Below are 14156 nucleotides of genomic sequence, written 5' to 3'. Positions count from 1 at the left end.
CCCTACCTGCGGGCAGCTGCAAGCAGGGGTCTCGGTGATGAGTAGGGGCCTCGGCGAGAGGCAGGGGTCTCTGCGAGGGAGGGTCAGGCCTCCGGAGACTGGGTATCGGCGGCCAGGGCGGCTTGCGCGATGTCGTCCTCGTCCACGGCCCAGTCGCCGGTGGCGAGATAGACGACCTTCTTCGCGACGGCGACGGCGTGATCGGCGAAGCGCTCGTGATAGCGGCTGGCCAGCGTGGCGTCGACGGTCGCGGTGGCCTCGCCCTTCCAATTGTCGCTGAGCACCTTCTCGAACACGTTGGCGTGCAGCTCGTCCACGTCGTCGTCGGCGTTGCGGATGGCGTCGGCGAAGCGCAGGTCCTGCGTGAGCAGCAGCTGCGCGAGGGTGCGGGCGATCTCGACGTCCAGTTCGCCCATGCGGCGGAACGTGCCCTTCAGGCCCTTGGGGATCGCGCGCTCGGGGAAGCGCAGACGGGCCAGCTGGGCGATGTGCTCGGCCATGTCGCCCATGCGCTCCAGCGACGCGCTCACGCGCAGCGCCGTGATGACGATGCGCAGGTCGCGGGCCACGGGCTGCTGGCGGGCGAGGATCTCGATGGCCTGCTCGTCCAGCGCCACCGCGAGCTCGTCGATCAGGGCGTCGTTCGCGATGACCTCCTCGGCCAGCGCGACGTCGCTGGACGCGAACGCCGTGGTGGCCTTCTCGATCGCATCCGAGACGAGGTCCGCGATCTGCGCCAGGCGGGACTGCAGCTCCTCGAGGGACTGGTGGAAGACTTCGCGCATGTCGGCGCAACCTTTCGTCAGGGGCGGGCATGGATGCCGCACGGGCACGCGCGGACGCGAGCCGGGCTCGATCATCGCCGTCGAAGGTTAACGAATGGTGTCTCGATCGCGAATACTCCCCTCACCGGGGTATGAAGCCGCACTGAACGGCGGATGCGCGCCCGGTGTGCCCCTACGCTGGAGGCATGCCCGCACCCCAGCTCGCGCTGTTCGCGCTCGCCATCGGCGTCGTCATCGGCGCGGGCGTGGTGATGCTGGTGACCTGGGCGTACCGCGTGCGCGCGCAGTCCGTGCAGGAGACCTCCGCCGCGATCCCCGCGGGCATGACCCAGGTGCTGGAGGGCATGGACGACGCCGCGGCGGTGCTGTCGGCATCCGGTCTGGTGGTCGCGGCGACCCGCGCCGCCGCGCGCTTCGACATCAGCGTCGGCACGGTGCTCGAGAACCCCGAGCTGCGCAGACTGGTGCGCGGCGTGCGGGATCGCGGCGTCAGCTCGACCGAGGCGCTGCGCATCACCTCCCGCGCCACGCTGGACCCCCGCATGGTCTCCGCGCGAGCCAGCGTCGTCGGCCCGCGGCTGACTCTGCTCATCATCCGCGACGTCACCGAGCGTGAGCGCCTCGACCAGATGCGCACGGACTTCGTCTCCAACACCAGTCACGAGCTGAAGACGCCGGTCGCGTCGGTGAGCCTGCTGGCCGAGGCCATCGAGTCCGCCGCCGACGACCCCGACCAGGTGCGCAGGTTCGCCGGCCGCATCACGGCCGAGGCCGAGCGGCTGGCCGAGCTCACGAGCCGCATCATGAGCCTGTCCCGGCTGCAGGCCGCCGAGGGCATGGCCCAGGCGGAGCCGGTCTCCATCGACGAGGTCGTCCGCGCATCCGTCGAGGCGCATGCCGTGCAGGCCGACTCCGCCGGTGTCGAACTCACCCGGGGCGGCGACCGCGGAGCATGGGTGCGTGGCGAGTCCCAGGTGCTCGTCGAGGCGGTGGGCAACCTGCTGGCCAACGCGATCGCCTACTCGCCGCGCGGATCGCGCGTGGGCGTGGGCGTGAAGCTCGACGGCGACGTCGTCGAGATCGCCGTCGCCGACCAGGGCATCGGCATCTCCAAGACCGATCGCGACCGCATCTTCGAGCGGTTCTACCGTGCCGACGAGGCGCGCTCGCGCGGCACCGGCGGCACCGGACTCGGCCTCTCGATCGTCAAGCACGCCACCCAGCGCCACGGCGGCGAGGTGCTGCTGTGGTCGCGTCCCGGCAAAGGATCGACGTTCACCATGCGCCTGCCCCGGATCGACGCGCCGGATGCCGGTGGCAAGGCCTCCAAGAGGCGCAAGAAGAAGCACGGGAAGAAGGCGGCCGGCGCGCGCACCCGCAGGGATGGCGCGCGCCGTGACGCCGCCGGGAACGGAGACACCGCATGACCCGCATCCTGCTCGTCGAGGATGAGCCCGACCTGGCCGACCCGCTGGCGTATCTGCTGCGCCGAGAGGGGTACGAGGTGGAGATCGGCGAGGACGGGCCGGGGGCGCTCGCGGCGTTCCGCGAGCGCGGCGCCGACATCATCCTGCTCGATCTGATGCTGCCCGGCATGCCGGGCACCGAGGTGTGCCGCCAGGTGCGGCAGACCTCCTCCGTCCCCATCATCATGCTCACAGCGAAGGACTCCGAGGTGGACATCGTCGTGGGGCTGGAGCTGGGCGCCGACGATTACATCACCAAGCCCTACTCATCGCGTGAGCTGTTGGCGCGCATGCGCGCCGTGCTGCGCCGTGCGGCGCAGGCGGAGGCCGAGTTGGATGAGCGCGTGCTGAGCAGCGGACGGGTGCGGCTGGACATCGACCGGCACGCCGTGTCGGTCGACGGCGGCGAGATCAGCATCCCGTTGAAGGAGTTCGAACTGCTCGAGGTGCTCATGCGCAACGCCGGCCGCGTGCTCACCCGCGGTCAGCTCATCGACCGGGTGTGGGGGAGCGACTACTTCGGCGACACCAAGACGCTGGACGTGCACATCAAGCGCATCCGCTCCCGCATCGAGAAGGACCCCGGCCACCCCGTGATGCTGGTGACGGTGCGCGGGCTGGGGTACCGCTTCGAGGCCTGAGGGGCTTCGCCCCGGAATGCGGAAGAGGCCGGTCCCTGCGGGCCGGCCTCTTGCCGTGGAGTCTGGAGTCCTCTCAGGACGCGGGCGTCGCAGTGGGAGTCGGCGTGCTGGTGGGCTCGAGAGTCGGCTTCGGCGAGGGCACCAGGTCCTTGTAGAACGGCTCGGTGCCGTCGAGCACGGGGATCTTCACGGGTTCGGCGTCGTCGCCGCCGGACTGGAACAGCACCTCGACCGTGGCGCCGGGCTTGACGTCCAGGCCCTCGATGAGCAGCGGCTCCTCGTCGGCGCCGAGGCTGACGCGCTCGCCGGCCGGGACGCGCACGGTGAACTGGTGGCCCTTGACGTCGATGGAGACGGACGCCCCCTTGTCGCTCTCGTTGATGAGGGCTGCGACGAGGTTGCCGTCCGAGCCGTCGTCGGTGGCGACGACCAGCGCGTTGCGCACGACCACGGGGCCGCCCGTCGAAGGGACGTTCACGCCGTCGCTGACCGCGGAGATGTGCGCGGTGTCCTGCGGGGTCATGAACGTGCAGCCCGCAGTGCCGAGCATGACGGCTGCGCCGAGCGCGACGGCGGCGATGAGACGCGGAGCGATGGACGCAGCAGAGCGCGAGTTCACGGATCCTCCTGATATGCGACGGGTGTCCTGCTCAAGTGTAGTGGGTTCGGGGTGCTCTCACGGGACGGAGACCGCAGCGGGGGCGCGTCGGCGCGAACCTTAGTGCATAACTCCTGTGGTATTCTGGAGATTGCCGAAAGGACACGTTTTTATGCTTTTTGAGGTTGGCGAAACCGTCGTCTATCCGCACCACGGGGCTGCGACGATCATCGAGGTCAAGGACCGCGTGATCAAGGGGGAGACGAAGAAGTATCTGAAGCTGAACGTCACGCAGGGAGACCTCATCATCGAGGTGCCCGCTGAGAATGTCGACCTGGTCGGCGTTCGCGACGTCATCGGCCAGGAAGGGCTCGACCACGTCTTCGAGGTGCTGCGCGCCCCCTTCACCGAGGAGCCGACCAACTGGTCGCGCCGCTACAAGGCGAACCTCGAGAAGCTGGCGTCGGGGGACGTCATCAAGGTCAGCGAGGTCGTCCGCGACCTGTGGCGCCGCGATCAGGATCGCGGACTGTCGGCCGGTGAGAAGCGGATGCTGGCGAAGGCCCGCCAGATCCTCGTCTCCGAGCTCGCGCTCGCTGAGAAGATCGACGAGGACAAGGCCGGCGAGCTGCTCGACGAGGTGCTCGCCTCCTGAGCGCACCGCGTTCCAGGCCGGATTTCGAATGAGGGCGGATGCTGCGGCATCCGCCCTCATTCGCGTCTGCGGGCCCTCGGGGCTGCACGGTACCGTGAGAACGTGACAGCATCCACCACAGCGATCATCGTCGTCGCCGCCGGATCCGGCACGAGGCTCGGTGCCGGCATCCCCAAGGCGCTCGTCGATCTGGACGGCCGGTCGGTGCTGCGGCACGCGCTGGACGGCGTGTTCGCCGCAGCGCCCATGCAGGTGATCGTGGTCGCCCCGGCCGGGCACGAGCAGAACGTGCTGGCCGAGGTCGTGGATGCCGCCGGGGACCGCGCTCCTTCCGCGCGCGTGGTCACCGGCGGTGCGACCAGGCAGCTGTCGGTCGCGGCGGGACTTGCGGCGCTGGATGCCGGCATCCGCACCGTGCTCGTGCACGATGCCGCCCGCGCTCTCACCCCTCCGGCCCAGATCGACGCTGTCGCGGATGCGGTGACGGATGCGGGAATCCTCCCCGTGCTGCCGGTCGTGGACACGCTCAAGCGCGTGGACGGCGATGCCGTCGTCGCGGCGGTGGACCGCTCCGTGCTGGCGGCGGCCCAGACGCCTCAGGGATTCCCTCGTCAGGCATTGGACGCGGCGTACGCGCGGGCGCTCGCGGCGGCGGACGAGCACACTGACGACGCTGCGCTGTTCGCCGCGGCCGGGGGAGAGGTGCGCAGCATTCCCGGCTCAGAGCGCGCGTTCAAGATCACCACCCCCGCGGATCTGCAGCGCGCGCGCACGCTGCTGGCGCCTGCGCCCGGGGTGCCGAGGATCGGAATCGGCACCGACGTGCACGCTTTCGGCGGCGAGGGGAATCTGTGGCTGGCGGGCCTGGAGTGGCCCGGCGAGCAGCCGCTGTCGGGGCACTCCGACGGAGACGCCGTCGCGCACGCGATCGTCGACGCCCTGCTGGGCGCGGCGGGCCTCGGCGACATCGGAGCGCACTTCGGCACCGCGCACCCCGAGTACGCCGACGCGCACGCCCCTGTGTTCCTGGGTCGAACCGCGCGGATGCTGGCGGATGCCGGCTTCACGATCGGCAATGTGTCCGTGCAGTTCCAGGGCAACCGCCCGCGCTTCTCCGCCCGTCGCGTCGAGGCCGAGCTGGCCCTCTCGCAGGCCCTGGGCGGGGCATCCGTCTCGGTCTCGGCGACCACCACCGACGGACTGGGATTCCCCGGCCGCGGCGAGGGCATCGCGGTCACCGCCGTCGCGCTGCTGCTGCCGCAGGGCTGAGCGCGCAACTGCCAGGCACGCCGGACGTCGCCCCGGTAGTCTTGTGCAGTGACGATCCGCCTGTATGACACCCGCGCACAGCTGCTGCGCGACTTCGTTCCGCTCGATTCCTCGAACGTGACGATGTACGTCTGCGGACCCACCGTGCAGTCCGGCCCGCACATCGGGCACGTCCGCGCTGCGCTGAGCTTCGACATCCTGCGCCGCTGGCTGGCGCACCGCTTCGGGCGCGTGACCTTCGTGCGCAACGTCACCGACATCGACGACAAGATCCTCGCGAACGCCACCGACGCCGAGCCGTGGTGGGCGTTGGCGTACCGGATGGAGAAGGAGTTCACCGCGGCGTATGCCGCCGTCGGCATCCTTCCCCCCACCTACGAGCCGCGCGCGACCGGGTTCATCCCGCAGATGCACGCGCTGATCGCCGAGCTCGTCGAGCGCGGACACGCCTACGCGGCACCCGACGGCTCGGGCGATGTGTACTTCGACGTGCGCTCCTGGCCCGATTACGGGTCGCTCACGCATCAGGGCGTCGATGCCATGGAGCCGGCTGCCGACGCGGATCCGCGCGGCAAGCGCAACCCGCAGGACTTCGCCCTGTGGAAGGGCGCCAAGGCCGACGAGCCTGCGGATGCGGTGTGGCCGTCGCCCTGGGGCGCCGGGCGCCCCGGCTGGCATCTCGAGTGCTCGGCCATGTCCAAGCGCTATCTCGGCGCGGAGTTCGACATCCACGGCGGCGGCCTCGACCTGCGCTTCCCGCACCACGAGAATGAGCTCGCCCAGTCCACCGCCGCCGGAGACGGCTTCGCACGGTACTGGGTGCACAACGGTCTCGTGACCGTCGGCGGGCAGAAGATGTCCAAGTCGCTGGGCAACTTCACCCTGGCATCCGACTTCCTCGAGGGCGTGGATCCGCTGGTGGCGCGCTACGCGCTGGCCGCCGCGCACTACCGCTCGAGTCTGGACCTCGGCGAGTCGACGCTGGCGGAGGCGGAGGCGGCGCTCGGCCGCATTCGCGGGTTCGTGGAGCGCGCGCAGCGCTCGGGCGACGACCTCGGTGCGGGTGCCGTGCCGGAGGCCTTCGCCGCCGCGATGGACGACGATCTGGGCGTGCCGCAGGCACTGGCCGTGCTGCATGAGACCGTGCGTGCGGGCAACGCCGCGCTGGACCGCGGTGATGCGCACGGCGCGCGCCAGGCGCTCGCCGAGGTGACTGCCATGACGGCCGTGCTCGGCATCGACGAGATCCCGGGGGCAGGCGTGGGCGGGGACGCCGATGCGGCAGCATCCGCTCTGGACGCGCTCGTGCAGACGATGATCGACCAGCGCTCGCAGGCGCGCGCTGACAAGGACTGGGCCGGGGCAGATCGCATCCGCGATGCGATCGCCGCAGCGGGAATCACTCTGGAGGACACTCCGGACGGAACGCATTGGAGTATCGATGGCTAAGCCTGGCCGCCCCGGAGCGGGCAACAGCAAGAAGAAGGGCGCCTCGAAGGGCACCGGCGGCCTCGGCCGCAAGGCGCTCGAGGGTCGTGGCCCCACGCCGAAGGCGGAGGACCGCAGCTGGCACGTCGCCGGCAAGCGCAAGGCCGCCCAGGATCGCTATGCCGCAGCCGGCGGCAAGGGCCGGCCCGGTGGTTCGCGGTCGCAGTCGAACATGAACAGGTCCGCGCGCGGCTCGAAGTCCTCCGACGACACCGAGACCGTCACCGGGCGCAATTCCGTGCTCGAGGCACTGCGCACCAAGATCCCGGCGACGGCGTTCTACATCGCCCAGCGCGTGGAGATGGACGACCGCGTCAAGGAGATGCTGGCCATCGTGCGGCACCGCGAGATACCCATGATGGAGGTCACCCGCCAGGAGCTGGACCGCATGGCCGGTTTCGACGGCGTTCACCAGGGCGTCGCGCTGAAGGTGCCGCCGTACGAGTACGCGCACCCGCAGGATCTGCTGGAGAAGGTGATCGACCGCGGCGAGACTCCGCTGTTCGTGGCGCTGGACGGCATCACCGACCCGCGCAATCTCGGCGCCATCATCCGCTCCACGGCCGCGTTCGGCGGGCACGGCATCATCCTGCCGCAGCGCCGCTCCGCGAGCGTCAACTCCGCGGCGTGGAAGACCAGCGCCGGCGCCGCCGCGCGTCTGCCCGTCGCGCTGGCCTCCAACCTGACCTCGCTGCTGAAGGAGTTCAAGAAGCAGGGCGTGTTCGTGCTGGGTATGGACGGCCACGGGGATGTCATGCTGCCGGAGCTGCAGCTCGCCGATCGTCCCGTGGTGATCGTGATCGGGTCCGAGGGCAAGGGCCTCTCGCGCCTGGTCGCGGAGACCTGCGACCAGATCGTGTCGATCCCGATCTCGGCGGCCACCGAATCGCTGAACGCCGGGATTGCGGCATCCGTCGCGCTGTACCAGGTGTCCACGGTTCGCAGCCAGCGGGAATAAGTCCCAGCGGTCCAGCCTTGTTCCTGACGGACTCACCCGCAGAACCGGAAGGAACGCACATGGCTCGCATCGTCGTCATCGGAGGAACCGGCTACGCCGGCGCGCACATCGCCCGTGAGGCGGCGGCACGCGGCAACGAGGTCGTCGTGATCTCGCGGAACGCCCCCGACGCTCTCGTCGACGGCGTGCAGTACGTGCAGGGATCCGTTCTCGACCTGGACTCGCTCGGCGACGTGTTCGACCGGGCGGATGCCGTGGTGTCGTCTCTCTCGCCGCGCGGCGACATGACCGACAAGGTGCTCGACGCGCTCCGCGGCCTGATCGAGAAGCTGTCGGGCACGACGACGCGACTCGGCGTGGTCGGCGGTGCTGGAGGAAGCCTGGTCGCACCGGGTGGTCCCCGACTGTTCGATACGGGCTTCCCCGAGGAGTACAAGCACGAGGCGCAGGTCGGCATCGACTCGCTCGAGCTGCTCCAGGGCACGGATGATCTGGACTGGTTCTTCATCCACCCTGCCGAGGTCTTCGGTCCGTGGGCCGAGGGCGAGCGCACCGGCTCCTACCGCGACGGCGGCGACGTGCTCGTGCGCGCAGCCGACGGCAGCTCCACGATCTCGGGGGCGGACTTCGCGATCGCCGTCATCGATGAGATCGAGGCGCCCCAGCACCGCCGCGACCGCTTCGCCGTCGGGTACTGAGTTCTGCGCCCCTGGGGCGAGTATCATCAGAGCGCGTAATGGATCGAGGGTACCCGCGTCTCTTCACCTAGGGGGGCGTTCCAGGTCATGCGAGCGCCCTCATCGGGAGTCGTCGTGCCGCCACACGGATGGCCGACCGGTCAGGAGGGGATGTGCGCATGGGAAGTTCATCGATCGCAACACGCTGGAAGCGTGCCGCAGCAGTGCTGGCAGTGGTCGTGGCGACGGTCGTGCCCGCCGCAGCCGCCGCTGCCGCTGAAGCGCAGCCGGGAGCGGCGGTCTGGGTCGGCGCGAACGCGGGATACGCCGGCGCCGGTTATCACGACGTGTATCTTCAGGCTCCCTCGGATCCGCAGAACCCGGGGATCGCGGACTTCGGCGCCTACTGCATCGAGCATCAGGTCGATGCCAGGCCGAACGCGAGCGCCATCCTCGGGGATCCGTCGAGCTTCCTCGGCAGCAACCTCTATGCAGATCCCGTCGTGCAGGCGAAGGTCGCCTGGGTGATCTCCCACTCCTACCCGGCCATCGGCCTGACCGAGCTCGCCGATGACGCCGGCGTACCGAGCCTCACGGTGGAGGAAGCCACGCAGGCCACGCAGTACGCGATCTGGCGGTACACCGACGTGGGCTACGACGCCGACTGGGCCGAATGGGTGAGTCCGAACTCGGAGAGCACGTACTGGTATCTGCTCGCGGGCGCCAACGCCGACACCGCCGCAACACCACCGCCGGCAGCCGCATCGATCGCCGTCTCGGTCGCCGCGCCGACGAGTGCGGGGACCGCGGGCACGCTCTACGGTCCGTTCACCGTATCCACGAATCAGGCGACCGCGCGTGTCACGACCACCTCGGCGAATGCGATCACCGACGCGACCGGTGCACCCGTCGACGTCGACGCGGTCGTGGATGGCCAGCAGCTGTACCTGGATCTGCGCGACCAGACGACCGCGGGTGCAGCCACCATCATGGCGACCGTGGCGGGCGCCTCGGGGACCGGCCTCGTGATCTCCACCCCGCTGGTGGACGGAGAGACGGCCACCGTGGACTCGCATGCGCAGTCGATGATCCTCGTGGCCGCAGCGACCGCCACGACTTCGGCGTCCACCGACGGCACCTGGCAGGCCGCGCCTGTCGCGACGACGCCGACCCTCGCCACGACCCTGGTGGACAGTGCGGATCAGGATCACGTCCTGGCGTGGAGCGGAGGCACGCTCGTCGACACGGTCGCGTACACCGGCCTCACGGCCGGACAGCAGTACACCGTCTCCGGCGAGCTGATGCGCAAGGCGGATGCGACGCCGACCGGGATCACGGGCTCGACCACCTTCACTCCGGCGTCGTCGGAGGGCACGGTGATCGTGACCTTCACCGTCCCCGCCGGACACGCCGGCCAGACGCTGGTGGCGTTCGAGCATCTGTACTCGGGTGCCGCGGCAACGGGCTCACCTGTGGCGGAGCACACGGATATCGCCGATGCTGCGCAGACCGTGGTGGTGGACCAGCAACCGGCGAGCGCGGGCAGCGGAACGAACGATCACGACGACACGAGCAACGTGAGGATCGCTGCGGACGCCGTCGGAACCCTGGCCCATACGGGCGGGGACCTTCCTCTCGGACTCGCGGGCCTGGGCGTCCTCGCGCTCCTGTCCGGCGCGGCACTGCTGTGGACGCGTCATCGCGCGGCCGTCGCGCGCTGACCATCCGTCTCGCGTATCGGAGGCTGTCGGCCGTCAGCGGCCGACCGCCTCCGTCGGAACCCTCTCAGACCAGGTCGCGCCAGTCGATCGCGGCGGTGTCATCGGACACGCCCACCGCTCCGGTGATCACGGGCAGACTCATCGTCTCGGTGGGCGGGCCCATGATGGTCGCCTCGTCGCGGCGGTGCCGCAGCACGTCGTTGATGTAGCTGGTCAGCACCTCCGCCAGCGGCACGGAGCGGCCCTGCGCCTGCGAGAGGTACCACCGGTGCTCCAGCACCTGGTGGTACACCTCGGCGGGCTCCAGCTTGGCGCGCAGGTCGTAGGGGATGGCGCGCACCACGGGCTCGAACACGCGCGTGAGCCACTCGTGCGCGTAGATCTCCTCGTCGCCCAGATCCTTCTTGGAACGGGCGCGGAACTCGTCCAGGTCGTTCAGCAGGCGGCGGGCCTGGTTCTCCTCGACGTCCAGCCCGGTCAGCCGGATCAGCCGGCGCTGATGGTGCCCGGCATCCACCACTTTCGGCTGGATGCGCACGGAGGTGCCGTCCTCGGTCGTCACCATCGACATCTCATCGATGTCGAAGCCGAGGTCGTTGAGCTTCTGCACCCGCTCGGTGATGCGCCATGCCTCATCGACGTCGAACGACTCCTCGTCGGTGAGCGCGTTCCACAGCGAGCGGTACGACGAGACGATGCCGTCGGCGATCTCCAGCGCATCCACGCCGTGCTCCAGGCGTCCGCCTGCGGCGAGGTCCATGATCTCGCCGGCGATGTTGGTACGGGCCAGTTCCAGGTCGTACTCGCGCTGGCCCGTGGTCAGGCCCTCCTCGTGCAGTTCGCCGGTCTCGGCATCCACCAGGTACGCTGCGAAGGCGCCGGCGTCGCGGCGGAACAGCGTGTTCGACAGCGACACGTCCCCCCAGTAGAACCCCACGTTGTGCAGTCGCACCATCAGCAGCGCCAGGGCGTCGACCAGGCGCCCGGCGGTGTCAGGACGCAGTACCTGGGTGAACAGCGCACGGTACGGCATCGAGAAGCGCAGATGAGAGGTCACCAGCGCCGCCGGCAGCGGCTTGCCGTCGCTGTCGACGCGCCCGGCGATCACGGCTACGCGGTTCACGCACGGCACATCGAGCTTCGCGAGGCTGCCCAGCATCTCGTACTCGCGCTGGGCCATCTCCTCGGTGGTCTCCTTCACGGCCACGACGCGGCCGGACAGATCAGCGAAGCGCACCAGGTGGCGTGAGAGGCCCTTGGGGAGCGAGACGATGCGCTCCGAGGGCCACTTCCCCAGCGGCATCCGCCACGGCAGCGACAGCAGGCCCGGGTCGATCTCGCTGGCGCTGATCCGCAGTGACTGCTTCTTCATGCTTCCTCCGCTGTGCCATCGGGAGCGGATGCCGCATCGGGCGCCGCGCCGGAAACACTGCGGCGCGGGGCGACCCGTGAGGATCGGCCCGCGCCGCAGTGCCTGATGATCAGGATGCCGAGACGATCGGCTTCTCGTTGAGGCGCTCGCCCGACTCGATGTCGAACAGGTGCACGTGACCGGCGACCGGCGCGAGGGTGATCTTCTCGCCGGCGTTGGGGTGGCGACGACCGTCGACGCGTGCGACGAGGTCGGTGCGCTTGCCATTGATCTCACTGTGGCCGTACAGGTAGCCGTCGGCGCCGAGTTCCTCGACGAGGTCGACGGTGACCTGCAGGCCCTGGCCGTCCTCGGGGTTGACGATGACGTCCTCGGGGCGGATGCCGACGGTGACAGTGCTGCCCTTGGCCTTGGCGACGGCCGATGCCTCGGTCGGGACGACCTTGGTGCCGAACTGCACGCCGCCCTCGGCCAGCGAGAGCTCGAAGAGGTTCATGGCGGGGGAGCCGATGAAGCCGGCGACGAACACGTTGCTGGGCGTCTCGTACAGGTCGCGCGGCGTGCCGACCTGCTGGAGGATGCCGTCCTTGAGCACCGCGATGCGGTCGCCCATGGTCAGAGCCTCGGTCTGGTCGTGCGTGACGTACACGGTGGTGACGCCCAGGCGACGCTGCAGCGACGCGATCTGGGTGCGGGTCTGCACGCGCAGCTTGGCGTCGAGGTTCGACAGCGGCTCGTCCATGAGGAACACCTGCGGCTGGCGGACGATGGCGCGGCCCATGGCGACGCGCTGACGCTGACCACCCGAGAGGGCCTTCGGCTTGCGGTTGAGGTACTCCTCGAGGTCGAGGAGCTTGGCGGCCTCGAGAACGCGGGCCGCGCGCTCCTCCTTGCCGACGCCGGCGATCTTCAGGGCGAAGCCCATGTTCTCGGCGACGGTCATGTGGGGGTACAGCGCGTAGTTCTGGAACACCATTGCGATGTCGCGGTCCTTCGGCGGCACGTCGGTGACGTCGCGGTCGCCGATCAGGATGCGGCCGGCGTTGACCTCTTCGAGGCCGGCCAGCATGCGCAACGACGTGGACTTTCCGCAGCCGGAGGGGCCGACGAGAACGAGGAACTCGCCGTCGGCGATGTCGATGTTCAGCTTGTCGACCGCGGGGCGGGTGCCGCCCGGGTAGATGCGGGTGGCCTCGTCGAACGTAACGGTTGCCATTGTTTCTCCTTCACCGGCAGGTACGTGCCGGACGATCCGTTGTGATGGAAGCGGTGGGCGAACGTCCACCGTGACCCGTCATCGGGTCGAGATCAGTATGGCACGGCTCAGCGCTTCTGGGTATTTCCCAGACTGCCTCCGTAACATCGAACCTGGTGCCGCGCCCGTAGCGGCCACGGGATCACCCGTCCCGCACGATCTTTCAAGAGGAACGATGTCGAGCGACGAAACGCCGAACGTCCCTGCCGCTCGCAACTCGCGTGATGCGGTGCGGGAGAAGGCCCAGCAGGTTCATGCGCAGCTGTCCCGTGCGCGTCTGATGCGACGTGTCATCATCGGTCTCGTCGCCGCGGTGGCCGTCGGGGCGGTCGGTACGGCCGTCGCGTTCGCCGTGGGCTCGTCGATGTCCAAGCCCGAGCTGAGCCCCAGCGGGATGACCGGTGACGGGGTGACCGTCAACGACGTCGCGCTGGCCTCGGGCACGTCCGGGTCGGTTCCCGCCGCCTCGCCGTCGCCGTCGCCGACCTCGGCCGCCGCGACGCCCACGCCGAAGACCACCGAGAAGGCGGTCGCGCCGACGGATATCCACATCTACGTGGACTACCTGTCGGCCGGAGCATCCGAGTTCGAGAAGGCCAATGCCAGGCAGCTGGCCAGCTGGATCAAGGAGGGTGCGGTCACGGTCACGTACCATCCGATCGCGCTGCTGACCGCCAGCTCCAACGGCACGAAGTACTCCCTGCGCGCGGCATCCGCTGCGGCGTGCGTGGTGACGTACTCGCCCGACCAGTTCTTCGACTACAACCACGAGCTGCTCACCGACCAGCCCAAGGTAGACAGCGACGGACGCACCGATGCGCAGCTGGCCGACCTCGCGGTCGCCGTCGGCGTGCAGAACGTCAAGAAGGTGCGCTCCTGCATCGAGGGTCAGGACTTCGTCGGATGGGCGAAGGATGCCACCGAGCGCGCGCTCGAGGGGCCGCTGCCCGGTTCGAAGAACCTCAAGCTCAACAATGAGGCGCTCATCGTCGTGGGCGGCGAGGCCTATGTGGGCGCGCTGAACGACCCGGCGGAGTTCTCGCAGTTCGTGCTGACCACGGCCAGCGACCAGTACTACGGTGCGGTCAACCCGACGCCCACGCCGACGCCGCCGGCCACGCCCGTGCCCAGCGAGACGCCCGCATCCTGACGCGTGCGGCGCGGGCCGCGTCCGTCGCTATGCTTGTGACGGTTCGCCGACTTAGCTCAGCTGGTAGAGCACCTGTCTTGTAAACAGGCGGTCGCGGGTTCGAGTCCCGCAGTCGGCTCAG

The 14156-nt window shown here is 69.5% G+C and carries 13 protein-coding genes and 1 tRNA gene; 10 read left to right on the top strand and 4 right to left on the bottom strand.

Annotated elements, in window-relative coordinates; genetic code table 11:
• Nucleotides 1-83: 83 nt before the first annotated feature.
• Entirely contained in the window at nt 84-785 is a 702-nt protein-coding gene (gene phoU / locus WA967_RS11450; RefSeq protein ID WP_424422572.1) for a phosphate signaling complex protein PhoU, read from the bottom strand.
• A 185-nt stretch (nt 786-970) separates the two neighbouring features.
• Between phoU and WA967_RS11445 the strand changes: the two genes are divergently transcribed.
• Both WA967_RS11445 and WA967_RS11440 read left to right on the top strand, forming a co-directional pair.
• On the top strand, nt 971-2212 hold the full coding sequence (locus WA967_RS11445; RefSeq protein WP_424422570.1) for a sensor histidine kinase: 1242 nt from the start codon (nt 971-973) through the stop codon (nt 2210-2212).
• Nucleotides 2209-2892 carry a response regulator gene (locus WA967_RS11440; protein WP_424422567.1) on the top strand — a complete coding sequence of 228 codons (684 nt, stop codon included), beginning with the start codon at nt 2209-2211 and terminating at the stop codon, nt 2890-2892. The genes WA967_RS11445 and WA967_RS11440 overlap by 4 nt, the downstream gene beginning before the upstream one ends.
• A gap of 73 nt (nt 2893-2965) precedes the next feature.
• Here the strand turns inward: WA967_RS11440 and WA967_RS11435 are convergent, their stop codons facing one another.
• Nucleotides 2966-3511 carry a DNA modification methylase gene (locus tag WA967_RS11435; RefSeq protein WP_424422565.1) on the bottom strand — a complete coding sequence of 182 codons (546 nt, stop codon included), beginning with the start codon at nt 3509-3511 and terminating at the stop codon, nt 2966-2968.
• 151 nt (nt 3512-3662) lie between these two features.
• Here WA967_RS11435 and WA967_RS11430 point away from each other — a divergent pair, with 151 nt between their 5' ends.
• From WA967_RS11430 to WA967_RS11405, 6 genes are all read left to right on the top strand, one after another.
• Entirely contained in the window at nt 3663-4145 is a 483-nt protein-coding gene (locus tag WA967_RS11430; RefSeq protein WP_337332618.1) for a CarD family transcriptional regulator, read from the top strand.
• 102 nt (nt 4146-4247) lie between these two features.
• Nucleotides 4248-5414: a 2-C-methyl-D-erythritol 4-phosphate cytidylyltransferase gene (ispD, locus tag WA967_RS11425; protein WP_424422563.1), complete on the top strand. Its 1167-nt coding sequence runs from the start codon at nt 4248-4250 to the stop codon at nt 5412-5414.
• Nucleotides 5415-5462: 48 nt separating this feature from the next.
• Entirely contained in the window at nt 5463-6863 is a 1401-nt protein-coding gene (gene cysS / locus WA967_RS11420; protein ID WP_424422560.1) for a cysteine--tRNA ligase, read from the top strand.
• Nucleotides 6856-7860: a 23S rRNA (guanosine(2251)-2'-O)-methyltransferase RlmB gene (gene rlmB / locus WA967_RS11415; protein WP_424422558.1), complete on the top strand. Its 1005-nt coding sequence runs from the start codon at nt 6856-6858 to the stop codon at nt 7858-7860. Before cysS ends, rlmB begins: the two co-directional genes overlap by 8 nt.
• A gap of 59 nt (nt 7861-7919) precedes the next feature.
• Nucleotides 7920-8558 (top strand): NAD(P)-dependent oxidoreductase, encoded by a 639-nt coding sequence (locus WA967_RS11410; RefSeq protein ID WP_424422555.1) that lies wholly within the window; start codon nt 7920-7922, stop codon nt 8556-8558.
• Nucleotides 8559-8716: 158 nt separating this feature from the next.
• Nucleotides 8717-10258 (top strand): VaFE repeat-containing surface-anchored protein, encoded by a 1542-nt coding sequence (locus WA967_RS11405; RefSeq protein ID WP_424422553.1) that lies wholly within the window; start codon nt 8717-8719, stop codon nt 10256-10258.
• 64 nt (nt 10259-10322) lie between these two features.
• Here the strand turns inward: WA967_RS11405 and WA967_RS11400 are convergent, their stop codons facing one another.
• Both WA967_RS11400 and WA967_RS11395 read right to left on the bottom strand, forming a co-directional pair.
• A complete protein-coding gene (locus WA967_RS11400) occupies nt 10323-11630 on the bottom strand; it encodes a DUF4032 domain-containing protein (protein ID WP_424422551.1) in 1308 nt (435 codons plus the stop codon).
• 109 nt (nt 11631-11739) lie between these two features.
• Nucleotides 11740-12846 carry an ABC transporter ATP-binding protein gene (locus WA967_RS11395; protein WP_424422548.1) on the bottom strand — a complete coding sequence of 369 codons (1107 nt, stop codon included), beginning with the start codon at nt 12844-12846 and terminating at the stop codon, nt 11740-11742.
• Between the two features lie 214 nt (nt 12847-13060).
• Between WA967_RS11395 and WA967_RS11390 the strand changes: the two genes are divergently transcribed.
• Nucleotides 13061-14035 (top strand): DsbA family protein, encoded by a 975-nt coding sequence (locus tag WA967_RS11390; protein WP_424422546.1) that lies wholly within the window; start codon nt 13061-13063, stop codon nt 14033-14035.
• Between the two features lie 45 nt (nt 14036-14080).
• Nucleotides 14081-14153 (top strand) — tRNA-Thr (locus WA967_RS11385).
• Nucleotides 14154-14156 lie beyond the last annotated feature (3 nt).

Origin of the sequence: Microbacterium sp., assembly GCF_049650565.1 — a bacterium.
Taxonomy (GTDB): Bacteria; Actinomycetota; Actinomycetes; order Actinomycetales; family Microbacteriaceae; genus Microbacterium.
The sequence above is the reverse complement of the archived record's forward strand: the minus strand, read 5'-3'. Positions and strand labels throughout refer to the sequence as shown.

Coding starts and splice junctions, on each gene's coding strand:
- phoU (WP_424422572.1), bottom strand. CDS start 785: ATGCGCGAAGTCTTCCACCAGTCCCTCGAGGAGCTGCAGTCCCGCCTG.
- WA967_RS11445 (WP_424422570.1), top strand. CDS start 971: ATGCCCGCACCCCAGCTCGCGCTGTTCGCGCTCGCCATCGGCGTCGTC.
- WA967_RS11440 (WP_424422567.1), top strand. CDS start 2,209: ATGACCCGCATCCTGCTCGTCGAGGATGAGCCCGACCTGGCCGACCCG.
- WA967_RS11430 (WP_337332618.1), top strand. CDS start 3,663: ATGCTTTTTGAGGTTGGCGAAACCGTCGTCTATCCGCACCACGGGGCT.
- rlmB (WP_424422558.1), top strand. CDS start 6,856: ATGGCTAAGCCTGGCCGCCCCGGAGCGGGCAACAGCAAGAAGAAGGGC.
- WA967_RS11410 (WP_424422555.1), top strand. CDS start 7,920: ATGGCTCGCATCGTCGTCATCGGAGGAACCGGCTACGCCGGCGCGCAC.
- WA967_RS11405 (WP_424422553.1), top strand. CDS start 8,717: ATGGGAAGTTCATCGATCGCAACACGCTGGAAGCGTGCCGCAGCAGTG.
- WA967_RS11400 (WP_424422551.1), bottom strand. CDS start 11,630: ATGAAGAAGCAGTCACTGCGGATCAGCGCCAGCGAGATCGACCCGGGC.
- WA967_RS11395 (WP_424422548.1), bottom strand. CDS start 12,846: ATGGCAACCGTTACGTTCGACGAGGCCACCCGCATCTACCCGGGCGGC.
- WA967_RS11390 (WP_424422546.1), top strand. CDS start 13,061: ATGTCGAGCGACGAAACGCCGAACGTCCCTGCCGCTCGCAACTCGCGT.